At 61.7% G+C, this 21,327-nt stretch carries 24 protein-coding genes, 1 tRNA gene and 1 pseudogene; 16 read left to right on the forward strand and 10 right to left on the reverse strand.

Going from position 1 to position 21,327, the window contains the following annotated elements; genetic code table 11:
• Positions 1-21: 21 nt before the first annotated feature.
• The 3 genes from EA462_RS14835 to EA462_RS14845 all read right to left on the reverse strand — a co-directional run bounded on the left by EA462_RS14835 (position 22) and on the right by EA462_RS14845 (position 3,347).
• Complete coding sequence (locus EA462_RS14835) at positions 22-1,152, reverse strand: MFS transporter (protein WP_124179526.1); 1,131 nt, start codon at positions 1,150-1,152, stop codon at positions 22-24.
• A 287-nt stretch (positions 1,153-1,439) separates the two neighbouring features.
• On the reverse strand, positions 1,440-1,961 hold the full coding sequence (locus EA462_RS14840; RefSeq protein ID WP_124179369.1) for a hypothetical protein: 522 nt from the start codon (positions 1,959-1,961) through the stop codon (positions 1,440-1,442).
• A gap of 420 nt (positions 1,962-2,381) precedes the next feature.
• Positions 2,382-3,347, reverse strand: a complete 966-nt coding sequence (locus EA462_RS14845; protein WP_124179370.1) for a hypothetical protein — start codon at positions 3,345-3,347, stop codon at positions 2,382-2,384.
• Between the two features lie 241 nt (positions 3,348-3,588).
• On the opposite strand from EA462_RS14845, the pseudogene EA462_RS17935 reads away from it, so the two are divergent.
• The 4 genes and pseudogenes from EA462_RS17935 to EA462_RS17940 all read left to right on the forward strand — a co-directional run.
• Positions 3,589-3,819, forward strand: a pseudogene (locus tag EA462_RS17935) (SWIM zinc finger family protein); the annotation flags it as partial.
• A 379-nt stretch (positions 3,820-4,198) separates the two neighbouring features.
• Entirely contained in the window at positions 4,199-4,726 is a 528-nt protein-coding gene (locus tag EA462_RS14855) for an ERCC4 domain-containing protein (protein ID WP_124179371.1), read from the forward strand.
• Positions 4,727-4,815: 89 nt separating this feature from the next.
• Positions 4,816-5,319 carry a winged helix-turn-helix domain-containing protein gene (locus tag EA462_RS17615; RefSeq protein WP_124179372.1) on the forward strand — a complete coding sequence of 168 codons (504 nt, stop codon included), beginning with the start codon at positions 4,816-4,818 and terminating at the stop codon, positions 5,317-5,319.
• The gene (locus tag EA462_RS17940; protein WP_124179373.1) at positions 5,319-5,783 is read left to right on the forward strand and encodes a hypothetical protein; all 465 of its coding nucleotides are present in this window, start codon (positions 5,319-5,321) and stop codon (positions 5,781-5,783) included. Before EA462_RS17615 ends, EA462_RS17940 begins: the two co-directional genes overlap by 1 nt.
• 416 nt (positions 5,784-6,199) lie before the next feature.
• On the opposite strand, the gene EA462_RS14870 is transcribed toward EA462_RS17940, so the two are convergent.
• Positions 6,200-6,273, reverse strand: a tRNA-Phe gene (locus tag EA462_RS14870).
• Positions 6,274-6,486: 213 nt separating this feature from the next.
• Here EA462_RS14870 and EA462_RS14875 point away from each other — a divergent pair.
• From EA462_RS14875 to EA462_RS14905, 7 genes are all read left to right on the forward strand, one after another.
• Complete coding sequence (locus tag EA462_RS14875) at positions 6,487-6,933, forward strand: DUF7344 domain-containing protein (protein ID WP_124179374.1); 447 nt, start codon at positions 6,487-6,489, stop codon at positions 6,931-6,933.
• A 276-nt stretch (positions 6,934-7,209) separates the two neighbouring features.
• Positions 7,210-8,331, forward strand: a complete 1,122-nt coding sequence (locus tag EA462_RS14880; RefSeq protein WP_124179375.1) for a stage II sporulation protein M — start codon at positions 7,210-7,212, stop codon at positions 8,329-8,331.
• A gap of 51 nt (positions 8,332-8,382) precedes the next feature.
• Positions 8,383-8,940, forward strand: coding sequence for an RNA 2',3'-cyclic phosphodiesterase (gene thpR / locus EA462_RS14885; protein ID WP_124179376.1), 558 nt, complete (start codon positions 8,383-8,385; stop codon positions 8,938-8,940).
• Positions 8,941-9,020: 80 nt separating this feature from the next.
• Positions 9,021-9,173 (forward strand): 50S ribosomal protein L39e, encoded by a 153-nt coding sequence (locus tag EA462_RS14890; RefSeq protein WP_124179377.1) that lies wholly within the window; start codon positions 9,021-9,023, stop codon positions 9,171-9,173.
• A 2-nt stretch (positions 9,174-9,175) separates the two neighbouring features.
• Entirely contained in the window at positions 9,176-9,454 is a 279-nt protein-coding gene (locus EA462_RS14895) for a 50S ribosomal protein L31e (protein ID WP_124179378.1), read from the forward strand.
• Between the two features lie 2 nt (positions 9,455-9,456).
• Positions 9,457-10,122: a translation initiation factor IF-6 gene (locus EA462_RS14900; RefSeq protein ID WP_124179379.1), complete on the forward strand. Its 666-nt coding sequence runs from the start codon at positions 9,457-9,459 to the stop codon at positions 10,120-10,122.
• Positions 10,123-10,291: 169 nt separating this feature from the next.
• Positions 10,292-11,233, forward strand: a complete 942-nt coding sequence (locus EA462_RS14905; protein WP_124179380.1) for a biotin--[acetyl-CoA-carboxylase] ligase — start codon at positions 10,292-10,294, stop codon at positions 11,231-11,233.
• A gap of 86 nt (positions 11,234-11,319) precedes the next feature.
• Here EA462_RS14905 and EA462_RS14910 read toward each other — a convergent pair whose 3' ends face one another.
• Both EA462_RS14910 and EA462_RS14915 read right to left on the reverse strand, forming a co-directional pair.
• Positions 11,320-11,796, reverse strand: coding sequence for a universal stress protein (locus EA462_RS14910; RefSeq protein ID WP_124179381.1), 477 nt, complete (start codon positions 11,794-11,796; stop codon positions 11,320-11,322).
• 66 nt (positions 11,797-11,862) lie between these two features.
• Complete coding sequence (locus EA462_RS14915; protein ID WP_124179382.1) at positions 11,863-12,882, reverse strand: amidohydrolase family protein; 1,020 nt, start codon at positions 12,880-12,882, stop codon at positions 11,863-11,865.
• Between the two features lie 125 nt (positions 12,883-13,007).
• Between EA462_RS14915 and hisH the strand changes: the two genes are divergently transcribed.
• Both hisH and EA462_RS14925 read left to right on the forward strand, forming a co-directional pair.
• On the forward strand, positions 13,008-13,670 hold the full coding sequence (gene hisH / locus EA462_RS14920; RefSeq protein WP_124179383.1) for an imidazole glycerol phosphate synthase subunit HisH: 663 nt from the start codon (positions 13,008-13,010) through the stop codon (positions 13,668-13,670).
• Between the two features lie 83 nt (positions 13,671-13,753).
• On the forward strand, positions 13,754-14,239 hold the full coding sequence (locus EA462_RS14925; RefSeq protein WP_124179384.1) for a hypothetical protein: 486 nt from the start codon (positions 13,754-13,756) through the stop codon (positions 14,237-14,239).
• A gap of 9 nt (positions 14,240-14,248) precedes the next feature.
• Here EA462_RS14925 and EA462_RS14930 read toward each other — a convergent pair whose 3' ends face one another.
• Positions 14,249-14,605 carry an SWIM zinc finger family protein gene (locus EA462_RS14930; RefSeq protein ID WP_124179385.1) on the reverse strand — a complete coding sequence of 119 codons (357 nt, stop codon included), beginning with the start codon at positions 14,603-14,605 and terminating at the stop codon, positions 14,249-14,251.
• A 119-nt stretch (positions 14,606-14,724) separates the two neighbouring features.
• Between EA462_RS14930 and EA462_RS14935 the strand changes: the two genes are divergently transcribed.
• Positions 14,725-15,840 carry a tRNA (guanine(26)-N(2))-dimethyltransferase gene (locus EA462_RS14935; protein WP_124179386.1) on the forward strand — a complete coding sequence of 372 codons (1,116 nt, stop codon included), beginning with the start codon at positions 14,725-14,727 and terminating at the stop codon, positions 15,838-15,840.
• Positions 15,841-15,885: 45 nt separating this feature from the next.
• Positions 15,886-17,187, forward strand: a complete 1,302-nt coding sequence (locus EA462_RS14940) for a YihY/virulence factor BrkB family protein (RefSeq protein ID WP_124179387.1) — start codon at positions 15,886-15,888, stop codon at positions 17,185-17,187.
• 90 nt (positions 17,188-17,277) lie between these two features.
• On the opposite strand, the gene glnA is transcribed toward EA462_RS14940, so the two are convergent.
• Entirely contained in the window at positions 17,278-18,633 is a 1,356-nt protein-coding gene (gene glnA / locus EA462_RS14945; RefSeq protein WP_124179388.1) for a type I glutamate--ammonia ligase, read from the reverse strand.
• Positions 18,634-18,759: 126 nt separating this feature from the next.
• On the opposite strand from glnA, the gene lrp reads away from it, so the two are divergent.
• A complete protein-coding gene (gene lrp, locus EA462_RS14950; protein ID WP_124179389.1) occupies positions 18,760-19,227 on the forward strand; it encodes an HTH-type transcriptional regulator Lrp in 468 nt (155 codons plus the stop codon).
• Positions 19,228-19,297: 70 nt separating this feature from the next.
• On the opposite strand, the gene EA462_RS17390 is transcribed toward lrp, so the two are convergent.
• Positions 19,298-19,438: a hypothetical protein gene (locus tag EA462_RS17390; RefSeq protein WP_165872100.1), complete on the reverse strand. Its 141-nt coding sequence runs from the start codon at positions 19,436-19,438 to the stop codon at positions 19,298-19,300.
• 105 nt (positions 19,439-19,543) lie between these two features.
• Positions 19,544-21,208 (reverse strand): thermosome subunit beta, encoded by a 1,665-nt coding sequence (thsB, locus tag EA462_RS14955; protein ID WP_124179390.1) that lies wholly within the window; start codon positions 21,206-21,208, stop codon positions 19,544-19,546.
• Positions 21,209-21,327: the final 119 nt, after the last annotated feature.

Raw genomic sequence — 21,327 nt, forward strand, 5'->3', positions numbered from 1 at the left:
AGCGCGTCCTCGACGAGCGAATCACTGACGACCCTGCCAGAAAAGGATCGCCGCGGCGACGATGAGACAGACTGCGAGGCCCGCGAACGCGACCGTGTAGTTGTACCGGTCGGCCGTCACTCCGACGAACGCCGGTCCGAGACTGCCCACACCCAGAAACACCGTTCGAGCGGCTCCGAGATCGCCGCCCATGTTTCCGTCCGGCGCGGCGTCCATGAGGAGCGCGTCGACCACCGGGAACTGCGTCTTGTAGCCCACGGCAAAGAGGACGATACCGATCAACACGCCGACGAGCGATCCCGCGATGAGCAGGACGCCCAGCGCGATCGCACCGACCAACATTCCGGCTGTTGCGACCTGCCGCCGGGGAAAGCGATCGCTGACACCCCCCGCGATCGGTTTGACGACGATTCCCAGCGCGAACAGGAGCGCGTAACTCACCGTCGCGAGCAGCGGAGAGAACCCCTTGACCTCGCGGAGATACGCCGGAAGGAAGCTGAGGACGCCGTTGATCATGAAATAAAAGAGGATAAACGCGAGCAACGCCCAGCGCTGGCCCGGCGTGGCAATCAGCCGACGCATCGTCTCGAGCGCTCCGAGCCTCGTTCGCTCGACGGCGTAGGGCTCGGTGTTCCAGACGACGAACAGGACGGCCAATCCACCCAGCGCCACCGCGAGCGGGAAAAAGGGCGTTCGCCACGTAGCGATCGCGAGAACGACCGCAGCGAGCCCCGCGGCGAGGCCGCCGCCGACGTCAGCACCGGCACCGAGTATTCCCAGCGCACGGCCGCGGTGTTCGACGAACAGGTCCGAAACTAACGCTCTGGACGGGATCGCATACATCCCCATCCCGACGCCGAACACCCCGGCACCGATGAGGATCAACGGGTAGTTCGTCGAACTGCCGATCAGAAGACTGCCCAGAACCAGAACGATCAACGACGGGACGATGAGCGTGGCTCGGGTCAGGATATCGGAGAGCCGACCGCTCGGATACTGACTCACGGCGTACATCGCATTGAACACGGTCAGGACGATGCCTGCCTGCGTCAGCGTCAGCGAGAGATCCGCACGCATCTCGGGAAGCAGCGGCGGCAACACGAATCGACCGGTCTGGATCGCCGCCCACGCCAGCGCGACGACCAGTAGAATTCGTCCGCTGTACCCACCGATGAATTGTTCTCTATCGTTCGACACCTTCGATCCGTTCACACCTAGGCGTAGCCGAACATCCACTTGTCCCTGTTGTATCCGGCAGCCTTGTCCCGGAAGAAATAATGTTAGAATACCTTCAATATTGCGCGGATCGGACGACCGCCCGCGGATGAAACGACGCGATCGATCGAGGGGTTCCTCAGCGACCGACCCAGGGTCTCGGTCGGCTGTCGTTCTCGATCGAAAACCGGGCCCGTGGTCGAGAGCCAGGCTGGCGATCGGCGCTATCGATCACTCGCGCTCTGGCCGTCGAGGCGATCCGAGCGTTGCTCGCGGTCGACCAGCGCCTGCTCCTGTGCTCCGTCGTAGGACGCGCCAAGGGCGATCAGAAACCCGATCATGGCGGTGACCAGAGCGATCGCGCCGACGGCGACGACGGCGATCGAGAGCAACGCTCCCGCAAGCACCTGTGCAGACGTCAGTAGCGACACCGCCGTGACCGCTCCGATCAAAGCGAGCAGACGACCAAACCGGCCGCTATCGAGACCGGTGTCGGTGTCCACCAGCTCATTCAGAACACCGGCGTACTCCCCGTTGTTCGCGGTGTTTCCGAGCGAGTGAACGGAGTGGGCGACCCACAGCCCGGCGGTGAAATTCAACAGTGCGACGAACGAGACCTGTCCGAACTGTCCACCGACGAAAAGTCCGACCAGAATCGCACTGATAAACGAAAGCGCCATGATTCCGTGGATGACCAGCGAACGGGTTCCGAACGCTTCCAATCGAGTCACGTGTGCGAGTCTCATACGACCTGTAGGATTCGACGACGCCTGAACGTAGTCCCTTACTATGGCAATCCCTTCGGTCGACTCGAGGGACGTCAGGGACCTCCCCGTTTCGATTTACCGATCGACCACACGTGTCTCGACGTAAGGGCCCACGGCCGACCGGAACCGGTCCGTTCTCGATCGGATGCTGTACTGTCCCGACCACGGGTTGATCTCCGGAAACGTAGTCTTGAAAAGAGGTAGTTTCAGCGGATCAAGCAGCCGCCCGCAGGTTTTTGACCGTGAATGTAATGCCGCCTTCTAGCATTTGAAGGGTTTCATTACTGTTGGGCATCAGGAGATGGGGCGATTCATACGGTCTACTGTAAGTCGTTACCGGAGCGACCGCGAGCCGTCCTGGGTCGCTCGGGTGAAAAGTCACAGCAAACCGTATCAGCTCTACAACTGTGATCCGGTACTGAAACTCGTGAGGTCGTCGATACGATCTTCGAGTGCTTCGATTTCGCGTCGTAGATCGTCGGTCTCTTCTTCTTCGCTCGCTGTCAGGCGGTCTTTCAACCCTTGGAGACGCGACTCTTTGACGTCCTCGTCGACCTCGGCTTTCCGGACGTATTCGCTCTCGTCGATCTCGTAGACGGCCGACTCCGAGATCTCCGTCACCTCTAGGGCCTCGTCGATCTTGCTCGAATCGACGCTCGTCACACGTTCCCGGTCGATTCCTTCGCCCTCCAGCGCGGCCAGTACTTCCTCGTCGTCCTTTAGCGAGCGGTTGCGGCGTAACGTTCGCTGGACTGACCCGTATTGGCCGTGGACTGATTGGTCGTGATGCAGTCTGTCGAGCAACACGTCAGCGACGTCCTGTCGGAATTCATCGGCGTTCCGCTGGACGTCCGAGCACAACGTGTAGAGATTCACGAGCGCGTCAGTCTCCAGTTCGGAAAGACCGGATACGTCGTGACGTTCGAGCGCGTCGACGAGCAGTAACGCATCCGAATAGACGTCCACTCCATCAGGTTCGACGCGCTCGCTTTCGGCCGTCGCTGTCTCGTCACTCACCAGTTGCGTGGCAGTCGCGTCTTCTTTTTCGGTGATGGTCCCCGTCTGCTCGTCGATCTCAAAGCGTGGGTGAAGACTCAGTACAGCGGGGTATGGAGCGGCATCTGATGGAAGTCGGCCGAGGTCGAAACCACTGCTTGCCTCCTGAATCCGCCGGCAGAGGGTTTCGAACTGCTCGCGCTGAAGGGGCATCCGGTCTCCCGTCTCGGTAAACGTGACGATGACACGGTGATCCTGTACGTCTGTAATATGGAATCGATCGTGAGAGAGCGGGGTGATGAGCTCGGCATCGTCGGAAATATCGTCGAGTTCGTCGAGCAATGTGTGCCAGCTAACGCTGAACGGCATGGATACGGATACGGCCCCATCTAATAAAACGTTCAGGTGAGGGGGATCGTTCGCTAGTAGGGGCAACGGGAGAGTCCTCGTTTATATGTCTCGACAAACGCCTCGCGGTGACGATAACGATGAAACTGGCCGATCTGAACCGTATGGACGCAAATTCCAAACCGAAGTCGGATTGAGGTCAGAGGTCAAATGACGAGATATGAACGTCATCGAGGAAACCATTCGCAATCGAAGCACTGATGCAGTGTTCGAGGAGGTCGACGAAAAGCCGAACTGGATCGACGGGGCCTACGATCATTACGCACAGATCATGCAGCGGGCACTCGATGGCTACGCCGACTGTGTCTTGGCAACTGATCCGGATCCCGAGGAGTTCGACACGTACGCCGGCGTACTGGAAGCGCCCGCAACGGCCGATCCCCCGATCAACGATGAGCAGTTCTGGCGGGCACTCGACCTCGAAGAAGCGTTTGCGGAACTGAAAGACAGTGACGACCGTATCCTACTGAAACGGCACCGAGACCCGGTCACAAGCGTGGATCCGGTGGAATACTTCGAACGGTACCGGGAACTGCTCGTCCCGTTTGCCGCCGGCGAGACCGGGCGACGCCACTACCGAGAGATTGCCGATCATCTGGACGAGATGCAGGAACTCGTCCCCGAAGAGCGATTCGAGGAGTTCGTCGGTTTCCTCAAGGACGAACACTCGAATCGGCCGGCGTTTCTCGACGAACTGGAGGTGGCTGGGTTTTGATTGCGGCCGCCGACGTAGTCGATCACGTGAACGGTGCTCCACACCTGCGACTCCGCGACGAACGTTTACCCGTGATGCCGGAGGCAGACCCCGCTAGATGGTCGAGACGCGAGAGACAACTCCGATCCCGACGACGATCCTGCGAGACACACGCGAACAACGTCCGTGGACCTTCGAGGGCTGTCCAGTTGAGACGCGCGACGTAACGCTTTCGACCGGTGACTACGCTGTGCCGACACACTGTTCTCACGACCAGGAAATAGACACGTATCACCCACAATTCGCCGTCGAGCGGAAGTCCGGACCCGACTTTCTCACGGCACTCACCTGGGAGCGAGAGCGATTCAAACGCGAGTTACAGCGGACAGTCCAGTGGGCACAGCCCCTCCCAGTCGTCGTCGAGACATCGTGGGAGACCCTTCTCCGTAATCACGGGTGTATGGCGTGGCGGGACATTCATCCGAACCAGGTCACGGGTACGGTCGCGGCGTGGACCGACCACTACAACGTGGCGTTCCATTTTATCGAGACTCGCCGACGAGCCGAATTGTGTGCGTACCTTCTCCTCGTTCGTCACAGTCTGGTTCGACGGCTCGACGATAGCTCACCCGGCGGGGATGTTTGAATATTTAATCTGGACCAAATTATATGAAGGATGGGACCGAAGATCCAGCACGAATGGCTGAGTCGAGTCAGGAATCGTGGGCAGAGAGCATGAGTGGACGTGAGCGCGTTCGGCACGTCGTAGAGTTGCTAGAAGAGCCAACACCAGTACAAGAGATCGCAGATCGGGCGGACGTCTCGCGTGCGACGGCAGACGACGAACTCCAGCAGTTGAAGAGTGACGACTGGGTTACTGAGACGACTGTCGACGGGACGAAGGCGTACGATCTGAATCCCGTTCGGATTCTCTTCGACGAGGTGACCGATCTGATCGAGGCACATTCGCGTGACGGACTGGAAAGTCAGCTCACGGAACTGAAAGAGGAACAGGAGGCGCTGGCTGCGGAGTACGACGCGAGTTCCCTCAATGAGTTCCGGAAACAACTCGCCGACGAGGAATTCTCGGCTGAGGAACTTCGTGAGCGTCGCAACGTGATCGCCACCTGGGAAGCGATCAACACGGAACTCGGGCTCGTGAAGCACGCCCTCCAACTGTATGATGATGTGATCGAACTCTCTTCACCGCGGACTGACTCTCCCTCGACACTCGCCTAATGGTTGTTTTCCTCGCTAACCGGGCGAACTTGCAGAGCAAGCGGCTCCACGATAGAATTCAGAACCGGCTCAGCGGTGAGTTCGAGAACGTTCGACGACGACGTGCCGAACCGCGTGAAGCCGGTCCGTACCGTGTCGTCGCTGAGGTAGACCCACGCCAGTTCCTCGGTGACGACGAGTACCCGGTGGCGACTGCGCGCGTCGAGATTGGTTTTCGACTGCAGACTGGGGAACCACACGAGTACTACTGGTTTAACTGGATCGAGCCAGAGCGAAGTCTGCTGGTAGGCTGGCACCAGGACGACACGCATGATAACCTCGGGCCGGTCCATCTGCAGGTTAACGACGGCGCGACGCCCATCGCGCACGAACCAGCGCAGTTCATCGACTCACATCCGTTGGATGTCATTGAGCGCAGACTCAACTCGCTTCGAGATGCGGTCCTCGCTGTCGAGTGGAAGTAGGGACGACCCGTTGAACTTGATTCCGCTGCCTTTGTAAGTGAGTAGGCCCATATTTCGGCGAATTCCGAGCGACACCAGAAGCCAGGTGGTCACTCGTGTATCTGGGTATGTACACGGGTACGTACATGAGTACGTATTCGAGATCCTCCACGCAGTACCACCCGTTTGGACCGAAGTGCAACCACAGTCGCAGCTCGCGGTCGGTAAATCGGCTCCAAATAACCCTGGAAAATCGCCCGCGCAGTGCCGCAGGCATTTGAACTGTGAGTCTAATGCCGCCTCCCGGATTTGAACTTCCGAAAGGCTTCGCTCCGCTCGTCTTTCGACTTCCCGCTTGCTGCGCTCGCGGGAACGGGGACAACTCGATCTTCATCGAGTGCGTAACGCTCTCAAATAAAATTCGTGTAGGAGCCGGATGCCGCCTCCCGGATTTGAACCGGGGACAGCTCGATCTTCAGTCGAGTGCTCTCCCAGTCTGAGCTAAGGCGGCGCAGTTCTACCTCCGTCGATGGTATAAAAAAGGATTTCGAATCGAGACCGGCCTCCAGTGTCACCATACGAACGCCATTCGAACTCGTTTAGAAGAGAATATCTGCGTAGTAATGCAGAGAATACAGTTGGAGTTTAGGAGGTCTACCCGCCGCCTGTTGGATTTTCGGATATTCAAGACACCCTTTTCCGCTTCGGAGAGTAATATCGTGTTATGAGTACCCTTACCTCGAGTCAACGCGAGCAGGAACTCTCCGCCGACGTGATCTTGGAGTTGTTGGCGAACCGGCGGCGACGTTACCTGCTGTATGCACTACGGGGCCAGGAGAACCCGATCGAACTCTCGAGGCTCGCTGAGCGGATCGCCGGCTGGGAACAGGACGTCCCGCCGGACGAGGTCGCCAAAAACGAATACAAAAGCGTCTACGTCTCGTCCGTCCAGTGTCACGTCCCGAAACTGGCCGATACGGGTGTCGTCGACCACGACGAGGACAACCACACTGTCGTTCTGGCCGATAACTTCGATCAACTCGAGCCATACCTCCGCGTGGTTATCCAGGACGAACCGGAGAACTCGCGGCTGCACGCGGCACTAGAAGCGGAGTCGGATGACGGATTCTTCAGCCAGATTCGAGAGAACGTGGCTCGACTCAAGCATTGACTACTTCGGAAAGGGGGGGACTGCTCGTCGATAGTCCGATATTACAGGTTGGGACACCAACACCTTGGCCGATAGTCGCGACCAGAGACAGTCTGACCGGCAGCTATCGTTCGATCGGGCGTGCCGTACCTACGATACCGCTTCTGCGACGACCGGCTGGATCGCTCGATCGGAAGTGGCGCCCCCTCGAGCGAAGCGCGATCGGTCAACTGCTCGCGTTCTGTCGCGGTGATCGCGGTCGGCGGATTTATTTCCCGTCTTACCAGTTGAGTACACATGAACGGAGCCACCGGTGGAGACGACTCTGTTGTCGATGAGGGCGAACGGGGGACTGACCACGACGGCTCCGAGCGCGACGACGGGTCGGAAACGGGATTCGAGTTCGGACCGGAGCGCGTCGACGCGAAAACGGATCGTCCGAACGACCGGAGCCATCCCGAACGCGGATCCGCATCCGATCCGGACCGTCGAATTCGCGTCGACCTCCCGAGCTCGGAGCCCGACGGTCCGTCGCGATCGGATGATCCGGACCGACCGCCGGGTGGCGACCCACCGGGGCCAGAACCCGGCCCCGAGCCCGGTCCGAACGCGGTCCGAAACTGGAGTGCGCTCCTGTTCGGACTCGCCGTGGTTTCGGTCGCAACGGCTGGCGTCACCGCGTTCTGGCACGATGATGCCGTTGCCACCGCTGGTGCGTTGGTTCTCGCATCCGTCTTCGCCGGAATCGCCGTGGGCTCTCGACGTACGACACCGTCGATGCTCGAGTCGCTCGACGCCGCCTGGATCGAGCACCGACGCTACGCGTGGTTCGCGGCGGGACTGTTCGCGTTCGGAACCGGCGTCGGTATCGTGCTCCTGGTCGCGGGCGTCAATCTGCTCGAGATCATCGCTGAACTGTTTGACGACGGGCTCTTTCCCGAACTCGAGGACGAGGACTTCGAACTGACGGCGACGTTTTTCATCAGACACAACACGCCGCCGTTTCTCATGTCGATCGTCGGTGCGCTGTCGCTCGGCCTTCTGACGGCGTTCATTATGTTCTTTAACGGAGTGGTCGTCGGGAACGTCAGTGCGATCGCGGGCGATGCGGTCGGAGTCGACTATATCCTCGTGGGACTGGCCCCCCACGGAATCTTCGAGCTGTCGGCGCTGTTCGTCGCCTCCGGGATCGGATTCCGGCTCGTTCATCGGTTCGTCGATCGGATTCTGGGGCGGCGCGAGGCACTCTTTACGAAACGGTACGTCTATCGGACGCTCGCGCTCGTCGGCTTCGCCTGGCTCGTGCTCGTCCTCGCTGCGTTCGTCGAAGCCTATATCACGCCCGAACTGCTCGAGATCCTGTTCGCAGATCGGCTCGCGGAACTCGAGTCGACGACCGACTCGAACGCGATGCCGTAACGCGATACTACCGACCGTCACAGTTGTTTCTCTCGAACCCGTAACCGGTGTATGCGACTGTTCGTCAGCGTCGACCTCCCGGACGAAATCGTCGACCCGATCGCTGAGATCCAACGCGAGTTCGCGGACGCGAGCGGACTCAGGCTCGCTGACTCCGATCAGTCTCACGTCACGCTAAAATTCCTCGGAGACGTCGATGAGAGCCGACTTCCTTCGCTTCGGACCGAACTCGAGGGTGCCGTCGACGACAGCGGTATCGCTCCGTTCACCGTCCGCTACGGCGGTCTCGGTGTCTTTCCGGACCTCGAGTACATTTCGGTCGTCTGGATCGGAACGCGGACGGGGGGAGACGGACTCACTCGGCTCCACGAAGCGATCGAGGATCGGGCGACGAAGATGGGGTTCGATCCCGACCACCACGCGTTCACGCCGCACGTCACGCTCGCACGAATGGAACACGCCGGCGGGAAGGAACTGGTTCAGGGTCTCGTCCGTGACCGAGATCCGACGATCGGAGAGATGCGGGTGACCGACGTTCGCCTCACCGAGAGCAGGCTGACGGCGGATGGACCGGCGTACTCGACGGTAGAACGGTTTCCGCTCGAGTGACCCTGGTCGACCCAGCGTTTCGATCACAATGGCCTCCAATGGACAAGATTTTAAGCCACCGTGGGCTACGTGCGGCTACTATGGGTAAGAAATCGAAGGGCAAGAAGAAACGTCTTGCCAAACTCGAGAACCAGAACAGCCGCGTTCCGGTCTGGGTAATGATGAAGACCGACATGAACGTTCAGCGGAACCCGAAACGTCGTAACTGGCGGCGCAGTGACACCGACGAATAACGATGAGTGCAAGTGATTTCGAGGAACGCGTCGTAACCGTTCCGCTACGTGACGTGAAGAAAGGACCGAACCACGAGGCTGCGGACTACGCCATGCGACTCGTCCGCGAGCACCTCGCGAAACACTTCGCGGTCGACGAAGACGCGATCCGTCTCGACCCCTCGATCAACGAGGAAGTCTGGTCGCAGGGCCGATCGAACCCGCCACGAAAGCTCCGTGTCCGCGCGGCTCGTTTCGACGAAGAGGGTGAGGCCGTCGTCGAAGCAGAGGTCGCTGAGTAAACTTGCAACGCCTCGCCTTCGCCGGGTCGTCGTACGTCGGCGTCTTCGCCCGCGCGACCGACTCGTGCGTACTCGTTCGCCACGACGTCGACGACGACGTCCTCGCCGCCCTGGAAGACGAACTCGAGGTTCCAGCTATCCCGACGACGGTCGGGGGCTCCTCGACGGTTGGTGCGTTAGCGACGGCTAACGAAAACGGTCTGCTCGTCAGTTCGCGCATTCTCGAGTACGAACGCGACCGACTCGAGGACGAACTCGACGTCGCCGTCGCGGAACTGGCGGGGAACATCAACGCCGCAGGAAACGTCGTACTCGCCAACGACTACGGCGCGTACGTCCATCCCGATCTCCCGCGGGAGACGATCCAGACGGTCAAAGACACCCTCGAGGTTCCCGTCGAACGCGGCGACCTCGCGGGCGTCCGCACCGTCGGGACTGCGGGGGTCGCGACGAACTCCGGCGTGCTCTGTCATCCGAAGGCGACCGACGACGAACTGGATCTTCTGGAGGAGGTACTCGACGTCCGAGCCGACGTCGGTACGATCAACTACGGTGCGCCTCTCGTCGGCTCGGGGTTGCTTGCGAACGAGGCTGGCTACGTCGTCGGTGAGGATACGACCGGTCCGGAACTCGGTCGCATCGAGGACGCACTCGGCTATCTCGAGTAACCGATCACCCGAAGGAACCGTTACGTACGTTCTCTCCGAAGGCCCGTTTTCGGACTCTCGTCTGGCTGATGCGGTCTGGTCCGAACGGACGGCGTCGATCGAGCGTCGAGCCTTCCAAACCGGTCCCGATCCAGCCAATTCAAGTACGATCGGGGACTCCCAGATACGTATGAACGAGACACGAGAGGCGATCCTCGAGGCGATCGCGGACGGCCCGGTTTCGGGACCGGATCTGGCGACCGATCTCGACGTCTCGCGGGCGGCCATCTGGAAGCATATCGACGAGCTTCGAGACGCCGCCTTCGAGATCGAAAGCGGCCCGCACGGGTACGAACTGCTCGACGTCTCGGCGTACAACGGCCCGTCGATCGAGTACGAGCTCGAGGCGCCGTTCAGCGTGGAGTATCACGACGCGGTCGAGAGTACGAACGATCTCGCTCGAGAGCGCGCCGTCCACGGTGCGACGGACGTCGCCGTCGTCGCGAACGAACAGCGGGGCAGCCGCGGTCGTCTCGAGCGCGAGTGGTCGTCACCCGCCGGCGGGATCTGGATAAGTCTCGTCACACGTCCGGCGGTCGCGCCGGCGCGGGCACCGCTGTATACGCTCGCTGCGGCGGTGGCGACGGCGCGGATCGCTCGAGAGGCGGGCGTCGATGCGCAGATCAAGTGGCCGAACGACGTGGTCGTCCCGGTCGGGGACGACGGCGACTACCGGAAGCTCGCTGGCATTCTCACTGAAATGGAAGGTGAAACGGACAGGATCGACTGGCTCGTCGTCGGGATCGGCATCAACGCGAACCTCGACGCGTCCGACCTGCCAGACGGCGCAACGAGCGTTCGCGACGAGACGGGCGACGACGTCGATCGTCGTCGGTTCGTACAGCGCCTCGTCGAGGAGTTCGACCGCGCTCGGGGCGACCTCGAGTCGGTCGTGTCCGCCTGGCGTGAACTCGCGTTGACGATCGGACAACGCGTCCGGGTCGAGCGAGCGACCGGCGAACTCGTCGGTGACGCCGTCGACGTCACCGAGACCGGTGCGCTAGTTCTCGAAACGGACGACGGTCGAACGACGGTTTCGGCCGGCGACTGCGAACACCTGCGGCCGACCTGAGACGGACTGTTGCCCGTCCGCTCGACGTGGTTGTAAAACCCGATTGAACTCCCGGTTCACTCCACTGTAACCCGTGCCGGTCTGGGCTATTCTACTGCGACCTGTGGCTGGTCTACACCGTCATCGATCTTGTTCGGATCGACGTTTACCGTCAGGACGGGTACTGCAGCGCTTCTGACCACCCGTTCGGTCACGCTTCCGAGCAGTAGCCGGTCGATTCCACCGCGGCCGTGCGTTCCCATCACGACCAGATCGCACGAAGACGGTGTGGCTTCGTCGATGATGACTCGGCTGGGCGATCCTTCGAGGACCGCCGTCTCCACTTCTACCGACTCCGGTGCGAGCTGTTCGACGCGTTCGACCGCTGCTCGTCCCTCTTCGCGGAGGGCTTTGCTGATCCCCTCCCACGCCGTTTCCATCGGTAAGCCGCCGTAGCCCGCCGCATTGACGACGTAGATCGCTCGGATGACCGCGTCGTGAGCACGCGCGACGTCGAATGCATACTCGAGGGCGTGCTCGACCTCCGGCGATCCGTCGGTCGGAACGAGGATGCGGTCGTACATCGTGGTATGTTCTAACGTAACACCGCTGGCTATAATAGTGTTGTTGTGACCGGGACCGGTGACCGATCAGGGCGATACTACGTCGCGAACGTCGTCGACGCCGGCACGCCGGACCACGGCTCGAACCGGATCGCGGACCCCCGTGAGGTTATCCGAGTCGCCGTCCAGTACGATTACTCGAGCCGGCCGACCGGGTTCGATCGATCCGTACTCGAGGCCTGCGAGCTCGGCTCCATTGATCGTCGCCATCCGGAGGATCTCCGGGGCGGGAAGGTCGGATATCTTCGAGAGAACCGCCATCTCACGGAACATCGACGGCGAGTTGAGCATCACGTTGTCGGTTCCGAGTGCGAGCGTCGTTCGTTCTGAGAGTTCCTCGTAGGGGGAGAGCCCGACGTCGGTAACGAGGTTCGAACGCGGACAGACGACGATCGGCACCTGACTGTCAGCGATCCGCTCCATGTGAATCGGTTGCGGATGGACGACGTGGACGAGGAACTCCGGATCGAGGTCGAGCGCCGGATTGATATCGCTCTCGTCGACTTCGCCCGCGTGGATGCCGAAGGGTTTGCCGGCCTCGCGAGTCGCCGTGCGTTCGCGGTCGAACGCCGCGTCGTTGGCCCCGCTCGCTCCGAAACCGTCGCCCGCCCTCATCGCGGCGGTCGATCCTCGAGCGAACGACAGCGCGTCGATCTCGAGTCCGGACGCGGCCTCCTCGAGCATCTCGACGCCCGCCACGCCACCTTCTCGAAAGTCGAGACAGGCCGCCGTTCCGCTCCGTTGCATGAACTGCAGGGATCGGCGCATGCCCTCGACCAGTTCCTCGCGCGAGGCAGTGCGTAACAGCCGGTGTTTGAGGCCGTCCGGCGGAGCGACCAGCTCCTCGAGTGACAGCCCTCGGCCGGCCTCTTTCGCGATCGAATCGCCGATGTGCGTGTGGGCGTTGACGAACGCCGGAACTACGATATCGGTGCTGTCGACCGATCCTTCTTCGATCGCGTCGATCCGCCCATCGTCTCCCACGATCAGTCGCCCCTCGACCGGTTCGAACGTCCGACCTCGGAGTATCGTCCCCGTGCATTCCATACCCACACGTTCGTGGTCTACGCCTTGAACCTTCGTCGGTCGACGATCGCTGGAGGGCGAGCGAAAGCGGGTGTGACGTTCACCCGAAAAGTAACGCACTTGAACGCGCCGTCCCGAGTACCGGTATGAGCACCGTCACCTCCGACACCGAGAACGCCCGCGCCGCCGTGGTCGTCGTCGACTACGGGCTCGGGAACTTGCGAAGCGTCACTCGCGGCCTGGAGCGTGCGGGTGCCGACGTCGAGATCACCGCCGATCCGGACGCGTTCGCTGCGGCCGACGGCGTCGTCCTCCCCGGCGTCGGCGCGTTCCGTGAGGGCGTCGAGAACGCCGATCCGATCCGGGACGAACTCCTCGCGGTGACCGAAACCGACACGCCGCTGTTCGGCATCTGTCTGGGGATGCAGATGCTTCTGACGACCAGCGAGGAGGGCGAAACCGACGGTGAATCGGCCGTTCAGGGGCTCGGTCTCGTTCCGGGAACCAACGTTCGCTTCGCCGAGGGCCAGAAGGTCCCGCACATGGGCTGGAACGAGCTGACGGTCGAGCGCGAGCATCCGCTCGTCGACGGCGTCGACGGGAAGTACGCCTATTTCGTCCACTCCTATTACGCGGTTCCCGACGAGGACGGTGCGACGGTCGCGACGACGGACTACGAACGCGAGTTCCCATCGATCGTTGCGAACGACGACGGAACCGTCTTTGGAACCCAGTTTCACCCCGAAAAGAGCGGCGAAACGGGACTGCGGATCCTGCAAAACTTCGTCGATATGTGCGCGGACGCCTGATACGATCTGCTGGGTCTGGGGGGCCAGGCTGATCGTTTGGCGCGGTCCCGACGTTTATTACGGCGGCCGAACTCTGTGCCGGTATGTCAGTACAGCAACAGCGGCGAGTCAGCCTCGTCGTCGGCGCGGTGTTCCTCCTCGTCTTCGCGTGGTCGCTCTGGATCAGCTTCGAGGTACTCGCCGCCGAGCCGCTGTCGGGGACGGTCGCGGCGATGCTGGCCGGCGGACTCGCGATGGTTCTCGGCGGGCTCGCGTTTCTCGTCGCCGGACTGCGAGAGCGGGTGACGGTCGCGGGACGGACGCTCGAGTGGTGGCAACTGCAGAGCGTCGGCTTCGTCTGTCTCGGGCTCTACATGATCGTCTCGGGGCTCGCACAGGACTCGCTGCTCTCTTTCTATGCGCTTTTGACGGCCGCGGCAGGGATCGGATTCGTCGCGTTCGGGATCCAGCGGCTGCGGAACGGTCTTCCCGAGGAGACGGAGCCGTCGATGCGCCAGGTAGCGACGGTCGTCGTGGGAACGATGGTCGGCTTCCTTCTATTCACGATCGTCGCGATCTGGCTCACCTGAGTCGGTCGATCACAACAGTTCGCGTACGTCCGAGTACCACATGTCGTGATAATCCACGTGCCCCACGCGGCGAGCGATCGCCACCGCGAGAGCGTGCCAGCAGAGATCGGTCGGTTCCTCGGGATCGAGATTGTACTCGCTGTCCTTGCACGTACAGTTGCCGTCCTCGACGATGTACTCGTCGTCGTAGCCGACGACGATCGTGAAATCCCGGTAGGCTTTCACCCGGTTTTCGCTGACGGCCTCGATGGCGCGGACCCCACGGTCGCCGTGGAGGTTCGAGATCCGCTCGACGATCTCGGGGGTTAACTCGCCCGCCTCCTCGAGTTCGGCCTGCCAGCGCTCGACGGGATTTACGTCCGACACGTCCGTGACTGTGCGCCGAACTGTAAAATCCGTTTGGTTGTCGGGGATGTCGCTCGATGACCGTCCTCATCGTCGCTCGAGATCACACGGCTTTTCGCCCGCTACCGACGAGACGGTGTATGCGCGTCACCGAGGGCGGAGTCGAACTCGCGGTTCCCGGCGAGCAGACCGAGGGCGTCGAGGAGTCGGTGTTCTACAACCCCCGCCAGGAGTTGAACCGGGATCTGACGATCGCCACGCTGCGGGCCTACCGCGAACGCGAGGACCGCGCCGAGACCTATCTCGACGCGATGACGGCCAGTGGCGTCCGCGGCGTTCGGGCGGGCGCCGACGGCTGGAACGTGACCTGCTGTGACGTCGAGGAGGACGCGATCGATCTCGCTCGAGCAAACCTCGAGCGAAACGACGTCGACGCCGCGATCGAACACCGAAACGTCAACGCTCTCATGCACGATTCGACGTTCGACGTGATCGATCTCGATCCGTACGGAACGCCGATGCCGTTCGCTGATGCCGCCTTCGGGAACTGTCGCGATCTGGTCTGTGTGACCGCGACCGACACCGCGCCGCTGTGTGGCGCACACTTCAACAGCGGCGTCCGATCGTACTCGGCGGTGCCGAGGAACACCGACTACCACGCCGAGATGGGCGTTCGGATCCTCCTCTCGGCGCTCGCCCGTAGCGGAGCCCGCTTCGACGTCGGCGTCGATCCGATACTCACCCACGCGACCAGTCACTACGTCCGGACCTATCTCGAGCTCGAGCACAAGCCCACCGCGGCCGACGCGGCACTCGAGGAGCTGGGGTACATCTCACACTGTGAAGACTGTACGTACCGAGAGACCGCGTTCGGACTGATCGCGGACCCACTCGAGGGCTGTCCACACTGCGACGGAAACCGAATGCTGACGGCGGGCCCCGTCTGGCTCGGATCCGTTCGCGACCGCGAGTTCGTCGCCGCAGTTCGAGAGCGCGTTCCCGACGCGTTCGGAACCGCGGAGAACGCCAGGAACCTCTGTGAGACGCTCGAGGCTGAGCTCGACGAGCCGACGCATTACGACCAGCACAAGCTCTGTCGCAACTGGGGGCTTCCCGCGAACGCGATGGACGACTTCCTCGCGGATCTCCGCGAGGCGGGCTATTCGGCGTCGCGAGCCCACTACGGCGGGACGACGTTCAAAACTGACGCGAACGTCGGACAGATCCGTGACGCGACCGAAGACGGTCTCGCGTGAGAATCATCCATCCGCTATTTGATCGTCGCTCGCGTCTAGGCTCCCGTGGTCGATCACAGGCAGGGTCTCGAGCTCGTAACGCGAGTCGTTCGAGTCGCGCGCACCGAACAGCTGACACTGCTGTCGGCCGGCGTCGCCTTCTATGGCTTCATCTCGCTCGTCCCACTCATGCTCCTCGGGCTCGGAATCGCGGCCTCCATCGGCGGCGAGACGCTCGCGAATCAGCTCACGACGGCAGCGAGCGACGTACTCACTCCGTCCGCCCAGGAGTTACTCGCGGAAACGGTCCTCGACGACACCGGTCGCCAGAGCGCAACGGTCCTCGGCGCACTCGGTTTGCTCTGGGGCTCGAGTCGCGTCCTTCGGGGGATCGATCGAGCGTTCTCGCAGGTGTACGGAACTTCGACGTCGAAATCACTGCTCGACACGTTCTGGGACGCGATGATCGTCTTTCTCGTCATCTCCGCCGGCCTCGCGATCATCGCCGTCGTCGAGGTCGTCATCCGATTTCTTCCGGTCGTCGAACTCGGGCCGCTCGGTCCGATCCTCGTCCTGTTGGGTCTGGTCGCGACGTTTCTTCCGCTGTACGTCGTCTTTCCCGACGCCGACGTCGATCTCCGCGAGGCGATACCGGGGACGATCCTCGCCGCCACCGGCTGGTTCGTTCTGAGTCGCGCGTTTTCCCTGTATACGGAGTTCGCGACCGGCTACGCCGTCTACGGTGCGCTCGGTGCCGTCTTTCTCGTCCTGATCTGGCTGTATGCGGGCGCGATTATTCTCGTCTTCGGGGCGGTACTCAATGCCACCCTCGCCGGCCGTGAAGTGGATCGGCAGCTACAAAGTCCCGGCGCGCGACAGGTTCCACTAGAAGCGATGACCGACGACGCTACGGGTGCCGACGATGAGACCACGCAGGATCGTTCTGACGCGCGCGATCGGACGGCGACCCACTCGAGTGCCCGGACGCGTGATCGATCGGACGACCCCGAGGCACTTCGGGAGGAGATCGAACGGCTCCGTGACCGCATCGACTCCTTCGAGGACAACGTCGAACGACGCACCGTCGAGAAAGAGTCCCTCGAGGGCGAGCTCAAACGGTACGTCCGCCGTCGAATCCGACGCGGCCACGTCCGCGACTGGGGCCCCTACGTCGTCTTGCTGTACGGAACCGCGATGGCGATCGCGGCGTTTTACTTCCTCGAGGGGATCTGGGCGATCCTCGCGATGTTCGTCGTCTGGACGTCGACGCTCGGCGTCTACGTGCTGATGGTGTTGTTCGGCGCTGGCCTTTCGGTCCTCGATGTTCCCGGCCGAATCCGCGATTTCGTCGGTAACCGCCGCTCCTGAGTCCGGTCTGTGTCGCGTCGCGGTCAACTCGACGGTCGGACCGTTACAAACGACGATCGAAAACTATGAGCGGCGCTCGAGGCGACCCCGTTAGAACGTCTCGAGGTACCGATCGAGTTCCCACTCGGAGACGTCGATGAGGTACTCCTCGAACTCCTTGGATTTCGCCTCGACGAACTTGGGCGCGACGTGTTCGCCAAGCGCCTCGTAGATGACCTCGTCCTCCTCGAGTGCGTCGACGGCTTCACCGAGGTTCGACGGGAGCGTCTCGATGCCGTACTCCTCGCGTTTGGCCTCGTCGAACTCGTAAATGTTCTCTCGAACCGGATCCGGACACTCGAGGTCCTGATCGATCCCTTCGAGACCGGCGTGGATGAGGGCCGCCAGCGCCAGATACGGGTTGCACGACGGATCGGGGAATCGCGCTTCGATACGCGAGGCAGCCGGGACGCGTGCGGCCGGTTTGCGGATCAGTGCCGAGCGGTTGCGATCGGACCAGGCGACGTAAACCGGCGCTTCGTAGCCGGGGACGAGTCGCTTGTAGCTGTTGACCGTCGGATCCGCGACGGCGGTGATCGCCGGTGCGTGTTCGAGGATACCGGCGAGGAACGAGTGCGCCGTGTCGGACAGATCGAACTCGTCGTTCTCGTCGTGGAAGGCGTTTTCGCCGTCCTCGGTGAACAGCGAGAGGTGCGTGTGCATGCCCGAGCCGTTGATCTTCGGAATCGGTTTGGGCATGAACGTCGCGTGGAGGTCGTGCTGTGCCGCGATGGCGCGGACGACCGTTCGGAACGTCGCGACGTTGTCGGCGGTCGTAAGCGCGTTGTCGTACTCGAAGTTGATTTCGTGCTGGCCGCGCGCGACCTCGTGGTGGCTCGCTTCGATCTCGAAGCCCATCTCCTCGAGCCCGTAGATGATGTCCCGGCGGACGTCGGAGGCGAGGTCCTTCGGTGCGAGGTCGAAGTAGCCCCCGTGGTCCCCGGTTTTCGTGGTCGCTCGACCGTCCTCGTCCTCCTCGAAGAGGAAGAACTCGGGCTCGGGAGCGGCGTTGACGGTGTAGCCCATCTCGTCGGCACGGTCGAGGGCGTTCTTGAGAACGCGGCGTGGGTCACCCTCGAAGGGCTCGCCCGTCGACGTGTTGTAGACGTCACAGATCATGCGGCCCGCCGCACTGTCTTCTTTCTGACGCCACGGGAGGATCGCGAACGTGTCCGGATCGGGAACCAGTCGCATGTCGGATTCTTGAATACGTACGAATCCTTCGATCGAGGACCCGTCGAAGTAGATCCCTTCGCGGAAGGCTTTCTCGGCCTGGCGGGCCGGAACGGAGACGTTTTTGACCGTTCCGAGAATGTCGGTGAACTGCAGTCGAAGGAAGTCGACGTCGTGTTCTTCGATCTCATCGAGTACTGCCTGTTCGGCTTCGGTAAGGTTTCCGCTTGTCATCTTTCTTGTCGTCCTATCCAAGAATCTCCGCTACTAAAACCCTACTGTTCCGAGCAAATCTTCTCTCTTCGAGTTGGAACTGTATATTCGTAAATTTCTAAAGGGGTGAGTGAGTGGGTACACCTGATGACGTACGAAAATCTCGATGCAAAACTAGTGAATGCACTTCTCGGGGACGGCCGCGCGAGTCTCCGAAGTCTCGCAGAAGAACTCGACGTCTCCGTGACGACAGTCTCGAACCACCTGTCGGATCTCGAGGAAGAAGGGGTAATCGAGGGGTACACGCCCCGAATCGATTACGATGCGGTCGGATACGACGTCACCGCCGTGATTCAGCTTCAGGTCGAAGGAAACGCGCTCCCGGAGATCACCGACACGCTCCGCGACCACCGGCAGATGATCAGCGTCTACGAGGTCACCGGCGACTACGACGTCATCGCGATCGGGAAGTTCAGGGACACCGATGGAATGAACGACCAGATCAAGGCGCTCCTCACCGACCCGGACATCAAAGCCTCGAACACGAGCGTCGTGTTGAACGCCGTCTCCGAGAACGAACAGTTCACACTCGACGTCGACGTCGACGACGACTGAACGCTGGCGCTCGAGCGATTTTTCGACACGGAGGACCACGAGCGACCGCCTCGGTCACGCCTGTCCGTTCCTAGCGGACGTACAGCACGCCGATTCCGAGCGCGAGCAACAGAAGCCCCCACCACAGCGAGTCGCCGGGGAGGACGATGAGGACGAGCGTGACGAGACCCGAGGTAAACAGCGACCAGCCAAGCGTCGTTCGGTAGGCCATGCTGGACGTACACCGTCGAGACGGATATACCACCTGCCGTCGAAAACGAACGCGGTCGGCGAACGGTTCGGGCGCTTCTCGAGAGCGTGAGTCAGCGTTCCGACGTCACATCATGCCGCCCATGCCGCCGCCCATGCCACCCATGCCGCCGCCGGGGGCACCGCCTTCTTCGTCGTCGCCCTTGTCCGTCGAGAGATCGCCGGCGGAGATGATGTCGTCGATCTTGAGGACCAGGTTCGCTGCCTCGCTTGCGGAGGTAACGGCCTGTTCTTTGGCGTGTGCTGGTTCGACGACGCCGGCTTCGAACGTGTCCTCGACGCTGTTCGAGAAGACGTTCAGACCGGCACGGACCTCGCCGTCGTCGTGGGCCGCACGGAGGTCGACGAGCGTGTCGATGGAGTCGAGTCCGGCGTTCTCCGCGAGCACGCGCGGAACGAGTTCGAGCGAGTCCGCAAAGGCCTCGACTGCCAGCTGTTCGCGTCCGGAGACCGAGTCGGCGTAGTCGCGAAGGCGCGAGGCGAGTTCGACCTCGATCGCACCGCCGCCCGCGAGGACGCGACCGTCGGAGACGGTCTGTGCAACGACGTCGAGCGCGTCGTTAATTCCGCGCTCGAGTTCGTCGACGACGTGATCGGTCGAGCCACGAAGCAAGAGGGTGACGCCGTGGGCGTCGTCGCCTTCGACGTAGAACAATTCGTCTTCCTCGTCGCGGGTGATGTCTCCGAAGCCGAGGTCGTCCTCGCTCGCGTTCGCGAGGTCCGAAACGATGTTCGCGCCGACGACTTCTTTGAGGAACTCGAGGTCGCTCTTTTTTGCACGGCGCACGGCGAGGATACCCTCCTTTGCGAGGTAGTGCTGTGCGAGGTCGTCGATGCCCTTCTGGCAGAAGACGACGTCGGCACCGAGATCGACGATCTGTTCGACCTGCTCTTTGAGCTGCTGTTCTTCGCGGTCCAGGAACTGCTGGAGCTGACCGGGATCGGTGACGGAGACTTCGGTGTCGATGTCCGTCTCTTCGACTTCGATGGGGTTGTTCAACAACAGGATATCCGCGTCTTCGGCGTTCGTCGGCATGTTGTCGTGGACCGGGTCTTTGTCCACGATACCGCCTTCGAGCAGGTCGGATTCTCCGACGCTACGACCGGTCTGGCTCTCGATGTTCATGAACTCGAGGTCGACGACGTTGCTGCCGCCTTCGTCCTCGACGGTGACCGATCGGACGGCGTCGACGATGAGCTGTGAGAGGTGCTCTTTGTTGACCTCCGCACCTTTGCCGGTCATCGAGGTCTCGGCAACGGATCGAAGGAGTTCTTCGTCGGTGGTGTCGACTTCGGTCGCGATATCGTCGATTTCAGTGCGGGCCTGCTCGCCAGCCAGGTGGAAGCCCTTGATGATCGCCGTCGGATGAATATCCTGCTCGAGGAGATCCTCGGCGTTTTTGAGGAGTTCACCGGCGATGGCGACCGCCGTCGTGGTACCGTCACCCGCTTCGTCCTCTTGTGTTTCTGCGACCTCGATGATCATCTCGGCCGTCGGGTTGTCGATATCCATCTCCTGGAGGATGGTGACGCCGTCGTTGGTGATCGTCACCGACCCCATCGAGTCGACGAGCATCTTGTCCATTCCTTTCGGTCCGAGCGTCGAGCGGACGGCCTCTGCGACGGCTCGTGCCGCCGAGATGTTGTAGTCCTGGGCGTCCTTGTCCTTGACGCGCTGGGAGTCCTCGCTCATTACGATCATCGGCTGGCCTTGCTGCATTCGTTGACTCATAATCAGACGATTCTATGATTGTGCTTCTATATAAATGTACCGGATGCTCGAGGAATCCGTGACGACGATGGATCGTAACCGAGAGGAAGAATCGCATGATGACGGCTCGGTCTTACGTT

This window comes from Natrarchaeobius halalkaliphilus (assembly GCF_003841485.1).
Lineage (GTDB): Archaea > Halobacteriota > Halobacteria > Halobacteriales > Natrialbaceae > Natrarchaeobius > Natrarchaeobius halalkaliphilus.

Excerpts from the sequence above, each read along its gene's own strand:
- EA462_RS14840 (WP_124179369.1), bottom strand. The coding sequence starts at position 1,961 with ATGAGACTCGCACACGTGACTCGATTGGAAGCGTTCGGAACCCGTTCG.
- EA462_RS14845 (WP_124179370.1), bottom strand. The coding sequence starts at position 3,347 with ATGCCGTTCAGCGTTAGCTGGCACACATTGCTCGACGAACTCGACGAT.
- EA462_RS14855 (WP_124179371.1), top strand. The coding sequence starts at position 4,199 with ATGGTCGAGACGCGAGAGACAACTCCGATCCCGACGACGATCCTGCGA.
- EA462_RS17615 (WP_124179372.1), top strand. The coding sequence starts at position 4,816 with ATGAGTGGACGTGAGCGCGTTCGGCACGTCGTAGAGTTGCTAGAAGAG.
- EA462_RS17940 (WP_124179373.1), top strand. The coding sequence starts at position 5,319 with ATGGTTGTTTTCCTCGCTAACCGGGCGAACTTGCAGAGCAAGCGGCTC.
- EA462_RS14875 (WP_124179374.1), top strand. The coding sequence starts at position 6,487 with ATGAGTACCCTTACCTCGAGTCAACGCGAGCAGGAACTCTCCGCCGAC.
- EA462_RS14880 (WP_124179375.1), top strand. The coding sequence starts at position 7,210 with ATGAACGGAGCCACCGGTGGAGACGACTCTGTTGTCGATGAGGGCGAA.
- thpR (WP_124179376.1), top strand. The coding sequence starts at position 8,383 with ATGCGACTGTTCGTCAGCGTCGACCTCCCGGACGAAATCGTCGACCCG.
- EA462_RS14890 (WP_124179377.1), top strand. The coding sequence starts at position 9,021 with ATGGGTAAGAAATCGAAGGGCAAGAAGAAACGTCTTGCCAAACTCGAG.
- EA462_RS14895 (WP_124179378.1), top strand. The coding sequence starts at position 9,176 with ATGAGTGCAAGTGATTTCGAGGAACGCGTCGTAACCGTTCCGCTACGT.
- EA462_RS14905 (WP_124179380.1), top strand. The coding sequence starts at position 10,292 with ATGAACGAGACACGAGAGGCGATCCTCGAGGCGATCGCGGACGGCCCG.
- EA462_RS14910 (WP_124179381.1), bottom strand. The coding sequence starts at position 11,796 with ATGTACGACCGCATCCTCGTTCCGACCGACGGATCGCCGGAGGTCGAG.
- EA462_RS14915 (WP_124179382.1), bottom strand. The coding sequence starts at position 12,882 with ATGGAATGCACGGGGACGATACTCCGAGGTCGGACGTTCGAACCGGTC.
- hisH (WP_124179383.1), top strand. The coding sequence starts at position 13,008 with ATGAGCACCGTCACCTCCGACACCGAGAACGCCCGCGCCGCCGTGGTC.
- EA462_RS14925 (WP_124179384.1), top strand. The coding sequence starts at position 13,754 with ATGTCAGTACAGCAACAGCGGCGAGTCAGCCTCGTCGTCGGCGCGGTG.
- EA462_RS14935 (WP_124179386.1), top strand. The coding sequence starts at position 14,725 with ATGCGCGTCACCGAGGGCGGAGTCGAACTCGCGGTTCCCGGCGAGCAG.
- glnA (WP_124179388.1), bottom strand. The coding sequence starts at position 18,633 with ATGACAAGCGGAAACCTTACCGAAGCCGAACAGGCAGTACTCGATGAG.
- lrp (WP_124179389.1), top strand. The coding sequence starts at position 18,760 with ATGACGTACGAAAATCTCGATGCAAAACTAGTGAATGCACTTCTCGGG.
- EA462_RS17390 (WP_165872100.1), bottom strand. The coding sequence starts at position 19,438 with ATGGCCTACCGAACGACGCTTGGCTGGTCGCTGTTTACCTCGGGTCTC.
- thsB (WP_124179390.1), bottom strand. The coding sequence starts at position 21,208 with ATGAGTCAACGAATGCAGCAAGGCCAGCCGATGATCGTAATGAGCGAG.